Raw genomic sequence first — 18,647 nt, 5'->3', positions numbered from 1 at the left:
ACAGAATCTGCCCCCTTAATGACAGCGTCACAAGCGCACTGATGCATGATGACGCAGACGACTGCAACAAATTAGGGAGCACATGGCTAAAGGAGAAATAACGCCTGAAGCATTCAGAGGATTTTTAGCGACAGCATCAGAAAATCCCGATGATGATTCTGCACACACTATCTGTGAAAATATTGCATGGGTTTTACATACACTGATTCAAAAAGATGCTTTAGCTCCTGTTATGGAATTGCTTGAGTGGGCTGATACAACAGCATACTCAGCAAAATCTGTTCTTGAGACAACAGTTGACGGGAACGATACTAGTCGCTAATCAAAAATAGCATGAAGACGATCAAGAGTGACTTAAAAGGCACTGGAGTCAGGATATTTGAGGCCAAACCACGGCAGCATAGTCTCGTAGCACAAGAAGCGCTTCTGGATCGAGCAAAGGACTTATTGAGAGCCAAGAAGCCCCTCTATAAAAAAACATGAGGCCCAAAGCCTCTAAAAACCATAAAGGCTAGCTACAACCTTTGTAACCAGCCTTTTAAGCTTGAATCGGGATTAACCCTCAACAAACATGACAAACAAAATGACTGCCCATGTTTATTATAGACTGATATTACCGACTTTGAAGGTAAAACATGATCAAAAATGTCGAAGCAAACATGATCAAAAATGTCGAAGCAAACAATAGTCCAAATGACTCAATCGTTACATTCGCAAGCAAAGGGCCAGCAAAGCTACCAAAAGAAAAATATCCAGCGAAGAATGCTATATCCAAAAATGAGCGCACCGCCTTATTTTTAGTTTGACTCCAGCCAGTCAACAAAAGCGATGACAACATGCTTCCCAGAAACAACAACACTCCTAAAACAGCAGGAAAAATTGTCTTAGACACAGGGTACATCGGCAATAAAACGCCACCTGCAACAGTAATAAATATGGCACTCAAAAAGTTTTCGTGAGCGATTGTGAGTTTTTTATTCATGTGTACTTACCTATCTTAATCAGCCAAGATTTTAATCTAAAAACAGATGAAAATCAACACTTATTTCCCAATAAAGCTGCGAAGCATATAAGATAGAATACCACCATGCTTAAAATATTGTAATTCATTGGCCGTATCAATTTCAACCCTAATAGGCAACAACCTTTCTTCATGATCTGAGACAATTTTCAACACCAGCTCTTGCTTTGGCTTCTCAATATCACCAATACCCGCAATCGAGACCAATTCATCCCCCTTTAAGCCCAGCTTGGCAACCTGATGATCAATCAAAACACATGGCAGAACCCCCATTCCAATAAGATTGGAGCGATGAATTCTCTCAAAGCTTTCTGCAATCACAGCCTTTACACCCAGCAACTTGGTACCTTTTGCAGCCCAGTCTCGTGATGATCCCGTCCCATAAAACTTTCCAGCAAATACGACCGTTGGACAACTATCCGCAATATAGTTCATGGCCACATCATAGATATAACCTACTTCACCACTGGGATAATGCCTACTAAAACCACCCTCTCGATCACTTACTAAGTTTTTAATACGGATATTCGCAAACGTTCCTCGAACCATAACATCAGCATTTCCCCGCCTGGCACCATATGAATGCAACCCGTCTTTTGCCACCCCCTTTTGATACAAATATTCTGCTGCAGCACTCTCAGGCGCAATCATACCCGCAGGAGAAATATGATCCGTCGTCACACTATCTCCAAAGACAGCCAACACCCTGGCATCAACAATGTCTTCAAGCTGACCCGGCTGTGCTGAAATCCCCTGAAAAAAGTTTGGCTGTCGTATATACGTTGATACATCTTGCCAATGAAACTGCGTGCCAGCTTTTGTTTGGATACGCTCCCAATCAACAGTTCCTTCAAAAATCCCTTGGTATTCCTTTGCAAACATTTGGGAGGTAACCGTTTTCACTGCCGACTGAATCGCTGCGTCATCCGGCCAAATGTCTTTTAAATAAACCGGACGCCCTTCATACTCTCCAAGCGGCTCTTGATCAAAATCAATGGCCACAGTTCCCGCCAGGGCATAGGCAACAACCAACGGCGGTGACGCCAAATAATTATACTGCGTCTGCGGATGCACACGCCCCTCAAAGTTTCTATTACCTGACAGTACAGCACCAACCTTAAGATCATGTTTTTCAATATACTCTGCAACTTTAGGGTCCAGTGGACCTGAATTCCCAATACATGTTGTGCATCCAAAACCAACCAAATAAAAACCCAACGCCTCTAAATCTTCCATCAAACCAAGCTGCTTTAAGTAATCAATCACGACCCTTGACCCTGGCGCAAAAGACGTTTTGACCCATTCTGGCACAGCAAGCCCTTTTGCAACCGCATTTTGTGCCAACAAACCTGCCGCAATCAATACCGAAGGATTTGACGTATTGGTACAACTGGTGATTGCAGCAATCACCACAGAAGCATCACTCAAGCGATTTTTGTCGTACGCTAACGTTGCCAGTGACGGCTTCACATCAACCAATGGCAGCCTTTGCTCAGGACGCTTAGGACCGGCAATACAAGGCTCAACATCGTGTAAATGAAACTCTATTAGCTCAGAATACTCAATCACTTCGTCTTTATCCCACATCAAAGACATCTTCTCAGAATAAGCCCTACTGCGAGCAATCAATGCTTGATCACGCCCCGTTAATGCCAAATAATCCAACGTGGCATCATCAGCTGGGAAAAATGCACATGTGGCACCGAACTCAGGCGCCATATTGGCTACTGTCGCCCGCTCTGCCAAGGACAATGCACTCGCTCCCGGACCAACAAACTCTACAAATTGCCCAACAACACCATGTGTCCTTAAGTATTGCGTCATGTGCAATACCAGATCAGTTGCAGTGACTCCTGGCTTTAATCGACCGCTCAAATAAACACCAATAACTTTGGGAAGCTTCAAACTTACCGGCTGTCCCAGCATTGCTGCTTCTGCCTCAATACCACCAACACCCCAGCCCAATATTCCCAAACCATTGATCATGGTGGTATGACTGTCTAAACCCACCAATGTATCCGGAAAAAGATACCCATCCTTTTCCATCACCAAACTGGCCAAATACTCAAGATTCACCTGATGACAGATCCCTTTACCCGGTGGCACAATACGGACATTCTCAAACGCACCTTGCGCCCATTTTAATAACTCATAACGCTCGGTATTCTTTTGAACCTCAAGCGCCACATTTTTCTCAAAGGATGCGGCATCTTTAGCAAAATCTACCGTTACAGAATGATCTATGACCAAATCCACCTGACACCGTGGATTAATCGCAGCAGGATCACCACCTAAATCCTTCATGGCATCACGCATAGCAGTTAAATCAACCAACGCAGGGACACCCGTTAAATCCTGCATCAAGACCCTGGCAGGATAAAAGGCTGTTTCAGGGTGCTGACCTTCCAACCACTGCTGAAAGGTCTCAACCCACTTCTGGTGATTGTGCGGATCATTCCTCAACACATTCTCTAACAATATCCGTAAACAGTAAGGCAGCTGCCGCCAATAAGGAATACTGGTACTGTCTACAATATGATAAGATTTTCCCTGGTACGTGAGTGTCGATCCTTGATCCACCACAATCCTCCTAATGATTAAAACGGGATATCATCCTCAATATTGCTCGCTGCTGCAGGTTCTGATGCTGGACGCTCTGTTGGCATTGTTGGAGCAGCACCAGCCTCACCACGTGAGTCTAACATTTGCATTTCATTCGCAACAATCTCAGTTGTGTAACGATCATTCCCTTGGTTATCTGCCCACTTCCTGGTACGGATGCTACCTTCTAAATACAACTTAGAGCCTTTGCGAACATATTTCCCAGCAATTTCTGCTAGCTTTCCAAAAATAACCACACGGTGCCACTCTACACGATCTTGCATTTGACCTGTCTGCTTGTCCTTCCAGCTCTCTGATGTTGCCACACTCAAAGTTACCACCGCACTCTCATTTGGTAGATACCTGATTTCAGGGTCTTGCCCTACGTTTCCTATTATCATTGCTTTATTTAAACCACGACTCATGTTTTCCCCTTTATGTAACTTAAGCCCACTGTATCATTTGTTCTTGAGTTACGCTATAATGTATTTAAAATTTTATTCATGATATGCCACCATCCAATCCCCTCATTGTTCATCAGTTTGACTTACAACAATTACCTCACCACAAAACCTATCTGCTAACACCCTATGAAGCGGACAAACTCTCACGACTCAATACAAAAAACCGCATCTTGTACCAACAAACACGTTATCTACTCCGAGATTTGCTAAGCGTCTATAACATCGCCCCTACTGCTTTGCTTTATAGCCCCGAAGGCAAACCCCTAATAGAGAGTGATTACAGCATTAGCTTGTCTCATAGCCAAAATATTTGGCTGGTGGGCATCATCAAAGCCTCACAACTTGGCATTGACCTACAAATCAGCCCCCCAAAGTCCCCTGATACGCTAATTCAAAAGTGCCAGCTGCCCCAAGACACTTCTATAGAGATGCTTATGCAGCACTGGTCTCTTGCTGAATCTTACTACAAATGCACCCAAAACCCTTTTATGAGCACCCTTAAAACCAACATCCTTCAACGCCTAAAACAAGAAGGCTACGATCATTATTATTCATCCAACCCTAGCTTTGCTGCCGTATCAAACACCCCTATTGATTCTGTCATCTGGAAAAAAAACATATAATCCTATAGAAAAGTCGCATTCAATCCGCTAAAATAACAAAGGTACGATTTAAGGACATATGGCGATGAACAAGCTAAGTCATGAAGCTTCTCAGCAATTCTGGCGTGAATTCATGGGTGGGTCTATTTATCACATCATTGATTTCATTGAAAACACAGAAAGCTGGGTAACAAAAGACGATTCTTCTGTTAATGAGGCTCTGGGTAAACTCGAAGGATTGATTGATAAAATCACCGAGTCTTCTAACCTTGACCCCAAGCATCTGGTGTCTACCTGTGCATTACTGCATTTAAGTCAAAAGCTTCGTGTCATGCAATTATCGGATACTGCAGCACCTGGCCTTGCAACCAAAATGATCAAAGCTGCCGAACAAAGTGCCTCTGAAGACGAATCTTGCTATATCTTCCTGCAACGTAACCTTATTTTTGAACGCATGAGAATCATTGAGCGCATTCTCTCTCCCCAACGAATCCAGTTAGTACAGAAACTTTATGAAGCTTAGATACTCAATGACCCACTTAGCACTGCTATTGATCGCCATATACCCTTTTGCCATGAGCCAGGAACGCTACCAAACTATTTGTGGCCAGGTGACCAACCAAAGTTCCTCTCAAAAAAAAGCCATGTGCCAAAAATTTAGCCTGCAAGTTGACTCTCAAACACCCTCTCAGAAAGAAACCGCGAACGCCTCTGAAACGCCTTCTACCGTTATCTTTGATAGCTCAGCAAAATCAAGAAAAAAACGCGCCCCTAAAAGAAAAGCGTCTTACCAACAAACCACTGACCTCACATTCAAACCCTATACCCCTGGTGCTTACAGCACCCCTCAAAAGGAGGGCTAACCCATGCCATCACAAAAAACGCTTTCTTTAATACTACCCTTACTTTTTTTAGCGCCTCTTCCTACAGCCTCTGATTGCGGTACTGCAAACGAGTGTCTCGGTGAAATATTGCAAGCATTGTCTGATGACAATAACCCAGGAGATAGTGGTATAATCTATGGGGAGACAAGCGAAAAAGCAGACAAAGTTGGCAAAGTGGCATACCCCCCTTCAACCGCAGGTGCAACGGGTATCTCTCACTACTGGTCCGGTGCTTCACAATATAAAAGTGACGGGCCAATAGCCAATATCCTAAAAGTCCAGGTGCTTCTTGATGCCATTGTAGCCAGGCCCATGGAGGAGGAACTCACCGTAAACCTAGCTAAAATACTTTTTACAGCCCAAAGAACCCTCGGCAGTGACATTGACGCGGATTCACTCACTAAAATTTTTAGCTTCCTTAACACTAACAGACCCGCTTACATTGAAACCTATCGCAATGCTTATATTCTAGAACAAAAAGTCAATAGTTGCATTGCATATAGCGATGATAGAATGCCCAGCTCACCAAATCCTCCTGCGTTTGTCTATATAGATACTGCAGCCAAGGCTTTGGAAAAATCTAAGACAACATTACAGGCATGTGACAAGCCAAAGTGTGACTATGAAGGTATCCAAAGTCTTAAAAATAAAATAGTAGCGATCACGAACGATGCTGGCGCTATGTTAGAAAAAGCCAATAATGCTATCAACGAACTTCCTGTCACAATCAATGAAGATAACATTGGACAAATGCGCGACCTATCAGGAATCATCAAACCTATACAAGCCTTGATCGCAAAAAGTTTCTTGGACACTCTTAAGAGTACTGAAACATCTTTTAAATGCTTGTACACCGACTGTAATGCTGAAGCAGTCGGAGCTACTAACACACCACCCGATCTACAAACACAAGCATTGATCGATAGTATTGCAGGATTAGAGACCGTATCAAGTCCATTAGCACCTGGTATACCCTTTATGGACGGAAACGTAGACAACTGGTTTGCCGAAGGTCAACACTGGGTGTTAATTGCAGGAAAATACTATGCTTTCAATTACCCTGCTGATGGTGCAGCGGCCGAAAACTTTATTCAAAGTGTACAAACAGGACCTGACCTTACAAAATATGTTTTTGCCTCTAAAGCGATGCTTGATGCTGTCTTGGCAGCAAGAAAAGACATTGAACCAAACTTCAATTTACTTCGCAAAGCCTCTTTACTCCAAGCACAACAAAGCCTGCTCTCAAAATCATCCACCATTGACGTATTAGGAGAGATGGCAGCATTGCAAAGCAATGGCGACCTAACCACTCTGCAAGACGCGAGTGACTGGCGACTGAAGGATAGTGATGGTTGGCTTAATTCTGTCAGCACCATGTCAAACGTGTCCTTGTTAAGAGAAACAGCAGTACTGCTTGCTGAAATGAAACAGATGATGTATTTACAATTCAGCTATAACCAGAAGCAACTATTGATGCAGGCGGTTAGCTCAGCATCAAGCAGTCCACCACCTCCTGGCGCCTACCTATCCGGCAATGACCTTGAGAAATATGCTGGAGGACTTACTGATCCGAAACTTGATCAAGAATCTGTTGAGCAAAACATGCGGAAATACAATAATGACTAAGCCCAGCATATGGCGCTCTGTTCTACCCGCCCTTATTGCTGTTTTTTCATCCATACTACCAATGGCAAATACTGAAAGCAACTCTCTTTTGCCACTTCAAACGTGGTCAAATACGCTCGGTGGCAACACAACTACTCCAGGCTCTAAAAAAGCCAAAAAGTTGCAGTCGATAACACAAGAAGGCATGGCCAGCAACGTCTCCATCATGAGCTATCTAACTGGCGAAAATGCGTATAAAGACAGGAAGTTTATTGACCGAGTAGCAGAAACCCAAGTAATCTTTGACTTATTATTAATTGGTGCTTACAAGGATGACATACCCAGCGACAGTCACATCAAGCAAGTCTACCATGCTGTTGCCACTTATACTCCTGATCAAGCTTACATTAACGGAGTTAAGGAAAAACTTAATATAATCAAAGATAGCTGGGCTTACAAAGACTATATTAACCATTATAGATTATACCGGCAATCCCGAAGCTGTGAGCTATACTGGGATGGCAGTGAAAAAGTAAACCCGCCATTCTTAATGGCTAGTAATTGGATTGATTATAACACAAAATCATTAAAGATCTGCCAAAAAGCCATTTGCACCACCCGCCCCAATGAGCCATTTAATCAGTTTCATAACATCAGCAAAAAGGCTGAAAAGATATCTAAAAACCCGGTTACTAGCGACTATGATAGCCAAGAAGTCCAACACGCAAAACAAGCCTGGAATAACTATCACTCCCTAAGAAAACTCACGGCTAATCGGCTCTACACACTGGCAGAAGGAGAAGCTCATATCAAACAAATTGTGAGCCTTTCTCGTGAAGCGTTAGGGCCTCTGCAAGTCAATTTAGTTAAGGCCATTACCCAAACGCTTACCTCAAGAGACAGCTCCTTTAAACTCCTATATGACCCAGGAAACCAACAAACGCGTGATAATACAGTAAACACGCCAGATCTTGATCGATATATTGCTAGGGTCGTTGATGTTTCTGCAAACTTAAACGCCATATCTCCAGGGCTAGACTACTGGGTAGACTCTGATGAAGAGTTTATTGCGCTTATTGCAGGACAATATATGGCCTTTTATAAGGAGACCGATGATAGCGATGACACAAAAACATATTGGAAGTCGTCAACCGCCTCCCTGCAAGAAGACACTGAATACTTTCTCTATATGAAGCCCGAATATGCTGATAACATTTTAGAGCAGCGATCCGAAATTAAGCGTGACTTCCACAAAGGCCGTAACATTGCAAGAGCGAAGATACTACAGTTTTTAACCACCAAATCAGCCATTATGGATATTTTAGACAGTGTCAAGAGTCTACAAAATGCCACAATTACTGATGGCAAAAACCATTTAACCACACTTCAAAAATCCAGTCTTTGGCGATTAGAAAACGACTGGCGTAGCCGTATTTCCACTATGGCCAATGTAAATCTTCATAGAGAGATTGTCGTATTACTTGCTGAAATCAAACAGCTGCAGTTTTTCACCTTGATATCAGATTTGCAAAAACTGGCACTGCTTGCTGTCAATGCAGCTGCCAAGAACCCAATAGATACCACCCATTTAGCAAATATTGGTGCCAATAAGAATTCTGAATACCATCAAGGTCTATCAAACTCTACCCCTGAAGCCATTGAAGCCAATGAAGAGGAAGCTGAGAAAGGATTTGATAAGATAAACGAAATGTTCTAGGCTTGATCACTTAAGGCTAAAAGGCCTTTGTTGGTAATCATTCTGCCTCTGGGTGTTCGAATCACAAGCTCAGTTAAAATCAAAAAGGGCTCAATGACCTCTTCGATCGTACCTTTTTCTTCTCCCATACTGGCTGCGATACTGTCCAGGCCCACAGGCCCCCCATCAAATTGATGCTGGATCAAATATAAAAAGCGCCGATCCATCTCATCCAAACCATATGCATCTATTTGAAATAACGATAGTGCAGCCCGAGCTGACTGCTCCGTCAGCTGATTCTCCGCATGCACTTCATGGTAATCTCTTACCCGACGTAATAACCGATTGGCAATCCTAGGCGTCCCCCTCGATCTTTTTGCCACCTCTTTTGCTGCCTCAGCACTCATATCAAAATGGATAATTCCTGCAGAGCGCTTAACAATTTCCCGAAGATCTTCTTCTCTATAAAAATGTAATCGTTGTGATATCCCAAAACGGTCCCGAAAAGGTGCAGATAATAGCCCCGCTCTTGTCGTAGCCCCCACCAACGTAAATCTAGGAATGTCTATTTTAATACTTCTTGCAGTAGAGCCTTCACCAATCATGATGTCCAAATGAAAGTCTTCCATCGCTGAATAGAGCGTTTCTTCAACCACAGGATTCATCCGATGAATCTCATCAATAAACAACACATCCCCTTCTTGTAAATTGGTAAGGATAGCAGCCAAATCTCCTGCTTTATCCAAAATTGGACCTGTTGTCTGAGTTAATTGCGCCCCCATCTCTTCTGCTATAATCACCGCAAGAGTCGTCTTCCCCAATCCTGGCGGCCCATACAATAAGGTATGATCCAATGCTTCCCCTCTTAACTTTGCAGCCTGCAAAAATATCTGCATTTGATCTTTTACTTGCTGCTGACCAATGTAATCCTTTAACCTTTTTGGCCTAACCGATACAGAGAGATCATTCGGCAAAATATCAACCTCTTTTACAATTGTCACCCTCTAACTCCCTCTCCTTGTAATGCTGATTTAATCACCTCTTCAGCCGTCATACCATCTGCTTTTTGCACCATCTCTCTTGCTTTGGCTTCCTTATACCCAAGATTGGTTAATGCCGCAATCGCATCCTCAACAACGGATGGTTGCTGCATCGCCTTTTCTGGACAACTTGTATACTGTAACTGCCCTTTCAAATCAATCAACAAACGCTTGGCCACCTTAGGCCCAACCCCTTTCACCCTGGTTAATGCCGTATAATTTCCCTGAGATACAAACAAACTCAGTTCATTTAATGAATAGGTATCCAATATTTGCAGTGCCATCTTAGGACCAACCCCATTAACTTTATTTAATTTTAAAAAGGCCTGTTTACTGGCTCGATCCATAAACCCAAATAACATCTGGGCATCTTCACGATATGCGGCATGAACATGAATAGAAAACTTCTCCCCAACCTCTGGTACAGTCATCCACTCCTTTAACATCATCTCCACATCATAGCCAACCCCTTGGACTGACACGACAACACTATTTGGCTCCTTAGCCACCACAAACCCTGACAACCACGCTATCATACTTGACTCCTTTTCATACTACTGGCACTAATGGCAATCGCTAACGCATCCGCTGCATCTTCTGACAATACCATCTGACATCCCAACAACCGTTGTACCATGTCTCCAACACCTACCTTTGCTGTCGCTCCATACCCAGTGACTGATTTTTTCACCAACCTTGGAGATATTTCAAAAATCTCCAAATTAGCCTTCGCCACAGCCACTAAAGCGGCCCCCCTTGCCTGCCCAAGCTTTAATGCAGATTGCACATTCTTACTCACAAAAACAGATTCCACGCCAACAACCTCAGGCTGGTACGTGCTCACAATATCGCTAACGCCTTCATAAATCAAGACCAGTCTTTCAGCATGCGGTCTATCTCCCAAGACCAGCCTCCCCGCTGCTATACATTGCATCTTATGACCAGTCACCTGAATAACACCCCAACCGGTATATCTTGAACCTGGATCAATCCCTAATATCTTCACGATACGTCCTGTTTAATTACTTTAGTATAATCAATCCTGAGATAGAAACATACTTTATTTAGGTTTCATGCCTCCTCTACTGCTAGGGTCCATGCTTTGAACTGTATCTTGTACCCAGGTTGGCTTTTTAGCAGCATCAAGATCCTCTCTTAATTGCTCAATCAGCGCCTCTTTCTCTTTTATCACAACTTCTTGGCTTTCTAACTTGCCACCCAGAGCTCGAATTTCTGCCTTAGCCCTGTCAAGACTATCCTGCCGAACGACATGTATTCCAACTTTATCAATCTCTTCTTGTTGAGTCTCTAAATCTCCATTTAGCGACGCTACCTTTGCTTCTAATGTTTGAATTTTAGCTTCTAGCTCTCTTTTAGGCGCATGACCGGCATCTAACTGCTCTTCTAGGCCTCTTACCCGATCAGCATCGCTCTTCAAACCTTCTAACCTTCTTACCTTAGCCTTTAATTGATCATTTTCACGCATGACCTCTAAATTAATAGCAGCCCTTTCAACCAGCCTGTCTTCTAGCGCTTTCACACTCAGCGCTGAATCCTCAGAAGATGCAGCCCCATCCTCAGTCTCAGATGCCACCCCTGAGTCACTGCCGGAACCATGACCAGCGGCCTCACTAGCAGACTTCAGTTCGACAGCAAGATCTGCGTTTTCCTGCAACAATCTCTCATTTTCATGTTCTAACTCTACGTACCCAATAGATAGCTCCTCTAAAGCCAGTTTTTCTTCTGCGAGCTTTTGATCACTCTGCCTTAGTTCCTGCTCCAAACGCTCAATCTGAAGGCCACCTGGTTCTTCTTTGATTGCACCTAAAATAGACTGCTTACTCCTTAATTCATCATTCTCACTTACAGCTAGCTTCAATTTTCTCTCAAATTCATTGGCTTTCGCTTCTGCTTCTTTAGCACCTTCTTGAATTTGATCACGTTGTGCCTCAAGAGCCTTTAACTGCTGTTCTAACACATTAACATGCCACCTTGAGCCACCCACTTCTTCAGGAGTGAATATGTGCTTCTCTAACTCACGGTCTTGATCGTCATCCCTTCGCTTCGAATTTCCTCCTATGATAAATCTCCCCAGCAGCAGATTAGCCAAAGAAAAGCTTTGATCATCTGCAGCCTCCTGCTCCTGATTTTGCACCTTAGATCTTTCTGCCAACAGTTCTGCCTCAAGACTCGTTACTTTTTCCTCCATCGCTACCAACGCATCTTTTGATGACTTTGTGTCTGCCTTGGCTTCTGCTAATTCACTCTTTAGGCCTTTTAAATTCCCTTCTGCTTCAGTAGCCCTTGCAATGGCTATTACTCCCTCTTGCTTGGCTGCGTCTAACTGTTTCTCAGCTGTATCTGCCCTTTCAGTGGCTTCTGCCACTTTACTCTCTAGACTTGTTTTATCGCTCTCTGCTTTAGTAGCCCTTGTATTGGCTTCTTCTAATTGTAACTTTAGGCTAGCTACCGCCTCCTTAGAGTCATCTGCCTTTGTCTCGGCTACTGTTAAATCATTAACCGCTGCTGCTAGCTGTGCTTGCAAACCGCCATTTTCATCTAATAAATGCTGATTAAATCCTTCGTGAAGATCAGCCCAATGACATTGTTTATGTTCAGCGACATAGTCTTCCCCAAACGCAATCAATGCGTCTAATCGTTCTTTGGTGTATCGTTGATGGTCTTCTTTATTTTGAGAGACCCTGACCGTATGGCCCCCTGATATTTTTTCTTTAATTTCTGTTAAATATTCTAGAATAACAGACCCTCGAAGAGGAACAATATTTGTGCCATCATTGTGCTTATCTCTTAAATTCAGCGTAAGATTGTTATGGGTTTTGGCAAACATAGCCACAACATGACCTGCATGGGCGGTTGTATCTACATGTACTAGCATCTTTGATTTATTTATCTCAAATCTTGCTGATATATATTGGCCAGGGCCCACATACTCAATATCTTGGAAGTTTATGCTAGAAGTATCTTGTGATGCATTTAAAAGATATTTGACACCTGGCTCTTCCTCTGGTGTAAATATTTCTCTGGCTTGGAGATCTCCCCATGTGATAGAATTTCCATCTTTGATATACTCCAGTATACTGATGACTCTTTGTTCAATGGGACGTTCCTGGTCATTTGAAGCCAACTCCCGTCTTTCAGAAATCGCTTTCGTGATTGCATCGTTGCGCGCTTGTGCTTGCACTTGAGTTTCGCGAGACCGTTGTACAACAACTGTTGCTGCTGCCGCAGCGTCTAACAGATTTTGCATGCCACCCCCTTAAGTTACTTTCTTAAGGTCTGTGATAGCGCATGATTAATTTTTGACAGACATTTATGCCATGATTTTCAAATTATGGTAAACAGCTTGAACGTCATCTAACTCTTCAAGGGCCTGGATCAGCTTATCAACCTTCTCACCAGCATCCTGATCAAGCTCAATGTCTGCAGTAGGCAAATACGTTACTTCACTCTCTAGAATCTGCCAATTTTTAGCAGAAAGAGTCTCACAAATGGCATTTAACTCACTAGGGTCTGCTAAAATCAATGTCATGTTGTCTTCTGAGACAATGTCATTGACCGCATGCTCTAATACCGCCTCCATGACATCATCTTCACTAACATCAGCAACCACCAATCTTGCTACCCGTTCAAAAAGATATGCCACAGTACCAGAGGTACCTAAAGTACCATTATATTTACTGAATGCGTGTCTCACTTCAGCAACTGTTCTGTTTTTGTTATCCGTCATGCATTGTAACCATATAGCAACGCCATTAGGGCCATAACCCTCATAAGATAACTCGAACATTTCTTCACCTTGAAGTTGCCCTGTTGCCTTTAAGATCGCTCTTTCTATAGCATCTTTCGTTACATTCGCCTTACTGGCACGCTCAGAAGCCAAACGCAAAGATGCATTGGTTGCACGATCTGCACCACCTGCTTTTGCAGCCACCATCACTTCTCTAATTAAACGAGTATTGGCCTTACCACGCAAGGCATCCTGCCGACCTTTACGGTGCTTAATATTTGACCATTTACTATGACCCGCCATCAGTATCTCCTTGTTTTACCGTCAAGCCTAATTCTCGCCACTGAGACCGAGAGACTTGGCCTGGAGCTTTTGTTAAGGCACAACTGGCTGTTTGAGTTTTTGGAAAAGCAATCACATCACGAATGGATGTCGTGTTCATCAATACCATCGCCATACGGTCGATACCAAACGCCAGTCCACCATGAACGGGACAGCCTTGTGATAATGCTGCCAATAGATGACCAAATTCTTCTTGAGCCTGGTCTTCTGGAATCCCTAATAGATCAAAGACCTCCTGCTGAAGCTTTGGATCTGCAATACGAATAGACCCACCACCAAGTTCACTACCATTTAATACCAGATCATACGCTTGTGCCCTTGCTGTTACTAACTGATCACGATCTTCTTCCAATGGGGCTGTAAATGGATGGTGAATGGCTGTTAACCCATCATCAGTTTTTTCAAACATCGGGAAATCTTTAATCCAAACAAACTCGAAACCTTCCTTCAACAAGGATAATTTCATTGCAAGATCTTTAGCCAAAGCACTCATGCTTAAGTTAACAATGCGTTCATCGCCGGCACCAAAGAACAAAAGATCACCATCAGACACCTGACTCTCATCCAAGATTGCTTGAATATGGGATGCATCTAAGAACTTGAGTATGGGTGATGATAAGCCCCCAAAGTCAGGTAAACTCAAATCATTGACTTTAATATATGCCAAACCCTTTGCGCCAAGCTTACTCACAAACTTGGTATAATGATCCAGATCTTTTCGGGATAGCAAAGATGCACCACCTGGTAGACGTAATGCCACTACTCTCCCTTCACTGGACAATGCCGGTACTTTAAACACCTCAAAATCACAATCTGCCAATTGAGCATCTAATGGCACAAACTTAAGTGGATTTCTAAGATCCGGTGCATCCGTACCATAATATGTCATGGCATCCTGATACGACATCACTGGAAACGCTTCAAAGGTCTGTCCCATACACTCTTGAAACATCGATTTGACCATGCCTTCCATCATATCACACACTTCTTGGGCAGACATAAAAGACATTTCCATGTCTAACTGCGTAAACTCAGGCTGTCTATCCGCCCTAAGATCTTCATCTCTAAAACAACGCGCAAACTGATAGTAACGATCAATCCCACCCATCATCAACATTTGTTTGAACTGCTGAGGAGACTGTGGCAGGGCAAACGCATGCCCCGGGGCCTGACGGCTAGGTACCAAGTAATCTCTAGCACCTTCCGGCGTAGATCGCGTCAAGATCGGCGTTTCAACTTCAAGAAACCCCTGCTCCTCCAAGTATCCCCGCAAACTTTTTATCATTGTCGCACGAAACCTTAAGTTCTTTTGCATACGGTCACTACGGATATCCAAAACCCGATGCTGAGCCCGAACATCTTCACCCACCTTTGGATCGTTCACATCAAAACCCAATGGCGCGGCTATGTTATGCCATAACAGTTTTTTCACTGAAATTTCTATTTCACCACTGGCAAGGTTTGGGTTCACAGTTCCCTCTGGTCTTGGAATGACCTGACCTTCAATGGAAACCACACTATGAGTAGACAACTTCTCTGCAATAGCAAATGAGGGATTGTCAGGATTAAATACCAGCTGAACAACCCCTGTATGATCAAATAGATCAATAAATATCACCCCGCCATGATCACGGGATTTTGCAACCCATCCGGATACCTTGACTATTTTATCTAAGTAAGTTGCTGTAACCTGACCACAGTATTTATTTCGTAAACTCATTTATCTTTTTCCCCAGTTACTATCTGAAATTTATCACTTAATGCACTATGCGATAGTGTGCCTAAAGAAATAATATATTGCAAGGCCTCATCCACACTCATATCCAGTTTCTCTGCCTCACTCTCTTTAACCGTAATCACATACCCTGAGGTAGGGTTGGGGGTCGTTGGCACAAATACCGTCATTGAGTCACCTTCTGTACGTGTGACCAAACCAATAACCCAACTGCCTTTCTGAGGAAAAGAAATCAACACCACCTGACGAAACGCCTGACCTTGGGGATTCACCATTATCTCCATGATCTTTTTTACCCCTGAATAAATAGAGCGTACAAGAGGCAACTTCTCAACCAAAAACTCGCCATACTTTACCAAATGTTTACCTACAATATTGGCAACCAATATACCCGTCACCCAAACAACCAATATGATAATTAAGATCTCAATCCCAGGAACATGAAAACCAATCCATTGGTCAGGATGCATATATATAGGCATATGATCAAACACTGCCAACAACATATCTACCAATAAGTTTATGGTTAAAACCGTCACAACCACGGGAATCCAAAACAAAATCCCAGCAACCAACTGTTTTCTAATCATCCTGACTCTCCAAACCTTTAGCCTAATATACACCCTTCTATTACGGAATGCACCTCACTTGACTTATAACATAAAACATTTTACATCCCCGATACATTTTGCTACCTTCACTGTATGTCTTCTCATCAAAACCTCCAACAAATTATCACCCAATCCGCTACCCAATATCTTCAGCAAGCAGGGACCTCAGGCCGTTTGCTCTATGATTTTAATAAAGCCTTTGAAAAAATCATCATCGAAACCACGCTCAATTTTTATCAAAATAACATTTCAAGCGCCGCAAAAGCACTCGGCATTAGTCGAACATCTTTGTATAAAAAAATAAAACACCACAATCTTATAGAATCTTAAGACTCTCTTCATTTTCACCTGCTATACTCAGGGAAAAAGGGGAAATAGGCTAAAAAAAAACCAATAAAAATCAACACAACTACCACCCCCATGACACAATCTTAATCTACAATTCATCCAACCCTATTTTTAACAAATAACACACTATTTTCATCATTTAAGACTCTCTTAATATTCACCTGCTATACTCAGGGAAAAAGGCTGAAACAGCCAAAATAAAGTAACTATAAATCAACATACAAAACACTTATTAAATACAATCTTAATCTACAATTCATCCAACACTATCTTCAACAAATACCACGCTATTTTCTAGAAGTTAAGACTCTTTTAATATTCACCTGCTATAATCAGGGAAAAAAGACAATCATAAACGAAAAAAATGCATATAAATCAAATAGGTTGTCTGACAAAAAAGCCCTTCTTAATCTTAAATTCATTCAAGAAGAAGATACCACGCTCAAACAGCCAAGAAACCTTGACAAGATACTGTATTTTAATGTAAAATTACAAATATATTAATTTTAATAATGACATAACTATGATTCGACAAGAAATACATCATGCACTGTATCAATTTAAGCGCATTCATAAAAACCAGATAGCGCCCAAAGACCCATTGCTCCCTCAAGACATCCAAGATGCTATCAAGCGAAGAAACCTCAATGCCATGAGTAATCGAGAACTCATACAGCTACTCAAAAAAATCATCAACACCATTACCCTGTATCAAAAAAACCGGCATAGTCCTCATAGTGGTGTTGAGGCATTTAAACAGACACTTTGTGAGTTTATACTCAACAAGCCACTATAAGCAAGATCAAACGCCTCCCCCCACTTGTTTGACAAGTCAGTATCCATATCAATAATTTGACTCATTGAAGGATAGACTTGGGGAAATACGCACAAAATATCTTGTATTGCTGTCACCTTCCGATGCAATGCAATTGGCTGCAGCTGCCGAAGTCCTGCTTTAAAGCATACTGCATGAAAACCTTTTTTCTGCCAGCAACAAAACATCCCAAAACTAAAAATATGCTCCGCATTCGGCACCCTTGACGACAGTTGTTCTATATGGTGACAGGAGCTGGCCAAACAGGTCGCATACAGCTGAGTATGCCCAAAAAGTTTTTTTCCAATCGCTCGTAACGTTAACCAGTGATTCAACAAACCACAGTAAAGCACCGCTACATCATCTTTATAGTACCTTCCCCAGGAAACCGGCGCTGTCACACATCGGTTCCGAGAAAAGAGTGTTATCACAAACTGTCTGTTAGTGATTAAGTCCTTCCGCTTTGATATCGCCTTAATTGACTTGGGATCCTTCCCAATCAGCGCAAGCCATTGTGAAACCGTCAAACTTACATCCATCGGAATATACTTTAACAATGAGGGATCTCTTGCATAATAACGGGCCGATGCCGAGCGACACACCAACCACATTTTTTTCAACCTTTCTGATAGATGACGATAAAACCGCCCACCCATTTGCGCACATAAGAAACTCGCCAAGAGATGGTTCACATTATGATGACAAGTAATGTGCATTAATGGCTGTCTTGCCATACGACAGTTAATCTGGATCACACCATCTGTAACCTTGACAATAGACCAGCCAATATGTGAAATTTGGTGATCCAGCGCCCCTAAATGTTGAACAATTGATTTCAATGATGGGTTAGCAGGCAAGGAGAGCAACTGAGCCCACATATCACTGGGGGGCACTTTAACTCGCTTAACCTCACATACGATTGGCCGAAAAAAGCCTTGCCAGTACCGGTTGTCTCGCAACAATACCGTCAGCCGCTGACACACACAACTCAGTCTCGACAACAACTGAAAATAGGACCTCTCATCAAGCTGACTTTGTAGAAAATGAACCGCATGATACAACAAATCCTCTGGCAGCATGTCAATTAACATATATTCTTCATCCTTACTTTTTTAGCCCTTTTATCATAACAAGCT

General features: G+C 42.7%; 19 protein-coding genes. 8 read left to right on the top strand and 11 right to left on the bottom strand.

Features of this window, described 5'->3' with window-relative positions; all coding sequences use genetic code 11:
* Positions 1-82: 82 nt before the first annotated feature.
* On the top strand, positions 83-322 hold the full coding sequence (locus tag MKS91_RS03435; RefSeq protein WP_258569445.1) for a hypothetical protein: 240 nt from the start codon (positions 83-85) through the stop codon (positions 320-322).
* Between the two features lie 291 nt (positions 323-613).
* Here MKS91_RS03435 and MKS91_RS03430 read toward each other — a convergent pair whose 3' ends face one another.
* The 3 genes from MKS91_RS03430 to ssb are packed head-to-tail and all read right to left on the bottom strand — an operon-like array spanning position 614 to position 4,047.
* Positions 614-982 carry a hypothetical protein gene (locus MKS91_RS03430; protein ID WP_258569444.1) on the bottom strand — a complete coding sequence of 123 codons (369 nt, stop codon included), beginning with the start codon at positions 980-982 and terminating at the stop codon, positions 614-616.
* 60 nt (positions 983-1,042) lie between these two features.
* The gene (acnA, locus tag MKS91_RS03425) at positions 1,043-3,601 is read right to left on the bottom strand and encodes an aconitate hydratase AcnA (RefSeq protein ID WP_258569443.1); all 2,559 of its coding nucleotides are present in this window, start codon (positions 3,599-3,601) and stop codon (positions 1,043-1,045) included.
* Between the two features lie 17 nt (positions 3,602-3,618).
* Positions 3,619-4,047 (bottom strand): single-stranded DNA-binding protein, encoded by a 429-nt coding sequence (gene ssb, locus MKS91_RS03420; protein WP_258569442.1) that lies wholly within the window; start codon positions 4,045-4,047, stop codon positions 3,619-3,621.
* 83 nt (positions 4,048-4,130) lie between these two features.
* Here ssb and MKS91_RS03415 point away from each other — a divergent pair, with 83 nt between their 5' ends.
* The 5 genes from MKS91_RS03415 (at position 4,131) to MKS91_RS03395 (ending at position 8,894) form a co-directional block, all read left to right on the top strand.
* On the top strand, positions 4,131-4,709 hold the full coding sequence (locus MKS91_RS03415; RefSeq protein ID WP_258569441.1) for a 4'-phosphopantetheinyl transferase family protein: 579 nt from the start codon (positions 4,131-4,133) through the stop codon (positions 4,707-4,709).
* A gap of 64 nt (positions 4,710-4,773) precedes the next feature.
* The gene (gene icmW, locus MKS91_RS03410; protein WP_258569440.1) at positions 4,774-5,211 is read left to right on the top strand and encodes a type IVB secretion system protein IcmW; all 438 of its coding nucleotides are present in this window, start codon (positions 4,774-4,776) and stop codon (positions 5,209-5,211) included.
* Entirely contained in the window at positions 5,201-5,551 is a 351-nt protein-coding gene (locus MKS91_RS03405; RefSeq protein ID WP_258569439.1) for a hypothetical protein, read from the top strand. The genes icmW and MKS91_RS03405 overlap by 11 nt, the downstream gene beginning before the upstream one ends.
* A 3-nt stretch (positions 5,552-5,554) precedes the next feature.
* Entirely contained in the window at positions 5,555-7,198 is a 1,644-nt protein-coding gene (locus tag MKS91_RS03400) for a hypothetical protein (protein WP_258569438.1), read from the top strand.
* Positions 7,191-8,894 carry a hypothetical protein gene (locus MKS91_RS03395; RefSeq protein ID WP_258569437.1) on the top strand — a complete coding sequence of 568 codons (1,704 nt, stop codon included), beginning with the start codon at positions 7,191-7,193 and terminating at the stop codon, positions 8,892-8,894. Before MKS91_RS03400 ends, MKS91_RS03395 begins: the two co-directional genes overlap by 8 nt.
* Here the strand turns inward: MKS91_RS03395 and ruvB are convergent.
* From ruvB to MKS91_RS03360, 7 genes are all read right to left on the bottom strand, one after another.
* Positions 8,891-9,874 (bottom strand): Holliday junction branch migration DNA helicase RuvB, encoded by a 984-nt coding sequence (ruvB, locus tag MKS91_RS03390; protein ID WP_258569436.1) that lies wholly within the window; start codon positions 9,872-9,874, stop codon positions 8,891-8,893. The two genes, MKS91_RS03395 and ruvB, sit on opposite strands and share 4 nt — an antisense overlap.
* Complete coding sequence (gene ruvA / locus MKS91_RS03385; RefSeq protein WP_258569435.1) at positions 9,871-10,449, bottom strand: Holliday junction branch migration protein RuvA; 579 nt, start codon at positions 10,447-10,449, stop codon at positions 9,871-9,873. The genes ruvB and ruvA overlap by 4 nt, the downstream gene beginning before the upstream one ends.
* Positions 10,446-10,919, bottom strand: coding sequence for a crossover junction endodeoxyribonuclease RuvC (gene ruvC, locus MKS91_RS03380; protein WP_258569434.1), 474 nt, complete (start codon positions 10,917-10,919; stop codon positions 10,446-10,448). The genes ruvA and ruvC overlap by 4 nt, the downstream gene beginning before the upstream one ends.
* Before the next feature lie 54 nt (positions 10,920-10,973).
* A complete protein-coding gene (locus MKS91_RS03375; RefSeq protein ID WP_258569433.1) occupies positions 10,974-13,181 on the bottom strand; it encodes a coiled-coil domain-containing protein in 2,208 nt (735 codons plus the stop codon).
* Positions 13,182-13,244: 63 nt separating this feature from the next.
* Complete coding sequence (locus MKS91_RS03370; protein ID WP_258569432.1) at positions 13,245-13,964, bottom strand: YebC/PmpR family DNA-binding transcriptional regulator; 720 nt, start codon at positions 13,962-13,964, stop codon at positions 13,245-13,247.
* Positions 13,951-15,723 (bottom strand): aspartate--tRNA ligase, encoded by a 1,773-nt coding sequence (gene aspS / locus MKS91_RS03365; RefSeq protein ID WP_258569431.1) that lies wholly within the window; start codon positions 15,721-15,723, stop codon positions 13,951-13,953. Before aspS ends, MKS91_RS03370 begins: the two co-directional genes overlap by 14 nt.
* The gene (locus MKS91_RS03360) at positions 15,720-16,328 is read right to left on the bottom strand and encodes a DUF502 domain-containing protein (protein WP_258569430.1); all 609 of its coding nucleotides are present in this window, start codon (positions 16,326-16,328) and stop codon (positions 15,720-15,722) included. The genes aspS and MKS91_RS03360 overlap by 4 nt, the downstream gene beginning before the upstream one ends.
* 114 nt (positions 16,329-16,442) lie before the next feature.
* Here MKS91_RS03360 and MKS91_RS03355 point away from each other — a divergent pair, with 114 nt between their 5' ends.
* Together MKS91_RS03355 and MKS91_RS03350 are read left to right on the top strand one after the other, a co-directional pair.
* Entirely contained in the window at positions 16,443-16,679 is a 237-nt protein-coding gene (locus tag MKS91_RS03355; protein ID WP_258569429.1) for a helix-turn-helix domain-containing protein, read from the top strand.
* Positions 16,680-17,220: 541 nt separating this feature from the next.
* Positions 17,221-17,493: a hypothetical protein gene (locus MKS91_RS03350; protein ID WP_258569428.1), complete on the top strand. Its 273-nt coding sequence runs from the start codon at positions 17,221-17,223 to the stop codon at positions 17,491-17,493.
* Here MKS91_RS03350 and MKS91_RS03345 read toward each other — a convergent pair.
* A complete protein-coding gene (locus tag MKS91_RS03345) occupies positions 17,430-18,602 on the bottom strand; it encodes an F-box protein (protein ID WP_258569427.1) in 1,173 nt (390 codons plus the stop codon). The two genes, MKS91_RS03350 and MKS91_RS03345, sit on opposite strands and share 64 nt — an antisense overlap.
* Positions 18,603-18,647 lie beyond the last annotated feature (45 nt).

It is taken from the genome of Candidatus Synchoanobacter obligatus (genome assembly GCF_024259865.1).
In the GTDB taxonomy this organism is placed as follows: domain Bacteria; phylum Pseudomonadota; class Gammaproteobacteria; order Comchoanobacterales; family Comchoanobacteraceae; genus Synchoanobacter; species Synchoanobacter obligatus.
The sequence above is the reverse complement of the archived record's forward strand: the minus strand, read 5'-3'. Positions and strand labels throughout refer to the sequence as shown.

Coding starts and splice junctions, on each gene's coding strand:
- MKS91_RS03435 (WP_258569445.1), top strand. CDS start 83: ATGGCTAAAGGAGAAATAACGCCTGAAGCATTCAGAGGATTTTTAGCG.
- MKS91_RS03430 (WP_258569444.1), bottom strand. CDS start 982: ATGAATAAAAAACTCACAATCGCTCACGAAAACTTTTTGAGTGCCATA.
- ssb (WP_258569442.1), bottom strand. CDS start 4,047: ATGAGTCGTGGTTTAAATAAAGCAATGATAATAGGAAACGTAGGGCAA.
- MKS91_RS03415 (WP_258569441.1), top strand. CDS start 4,131: ATGCCACCATCCAATCCCCTCATTGTTCATCAGTTTGACTTACAACAA.
- icmW (WP_258569440.1), top strand. CDS start 4,774: ATGAACAAGCTAAGTCATGAAGCTTCTCAGCAATTCTGGCGTGAATTC.
- MKS91_RS03405 (WP_258569439.1), top strand. CDS start 5,201: ATGAAGCTTAGATACTCAATGACCCACTTAGCACTGCTATTGATCGCC.
- MKS91_RS03400 (WP_258569438.1), top strand. CDS start 5,555: ATGCCATCACAAAAAACGCTTTCTTTAATACTACCCTTACTTTTTTTA.
- MKS91_RS03395 (WP_258569437.1), top strand. CDS start 7,191: ATGACTAAGCCCAGCATATGGCGCTCTGTTCTACCCGCCCTTATTGCT.
- ruvA (WP_258569435.1), bottom strand. CDS start 10,449: ATGATAGCGTGGTTGTCAGGGTTTGTGGTGGCTAAGGAGCCAAATAGT.
- MKS91_RS03375 (WP_258569433.1), bottom strand. CDS start 13,181: ATGCAAAATCTGTTAGACGCTGCGGCAGCAGCAACAGTTGTTGTACAA.
- MKS91_RS03370 (WP_258569432.1), bottom strand. CDS start 13,964: ATGGCGGGTCATAGTAAATGGTCAAATATTAAGCACCGTAAAGGTCGG.
- aspS (WP_258569431.1), bottom strand. CDS start 15,723: ATGAGTTTACGAAATAAATACTGTGGTCAGGTTACAGCAACTTACTTA.
- MKS91_RS03360 (WP_258569430.1), bottom strand. CDS start 16,328: ATGATTAGAAAACAGTTGGTTGCTGGGATTTTGTTTTGGATTCCCGTG.
- MKS91_RS03355 (WP_258569429.1), top strand. CDS start 16,443: ATGTCTTCTCATCAAAACCTCCAACAAATTATCACCCAATCCGCTACC.
- MKS91_RS03350 (WP_258569428.1), top strand. CDS start 17,221: ATGATTCGACAAGAAATACATCATGCACTGTATCAATTTAAGCGCATT.
- MKS91_RS03345 (WP_258569427.1), bottom strand. CDS start 18,602: ATGTTAATTGACATGCTGCCAGAGGATTTGTTGTATCATGCGGTTCAT.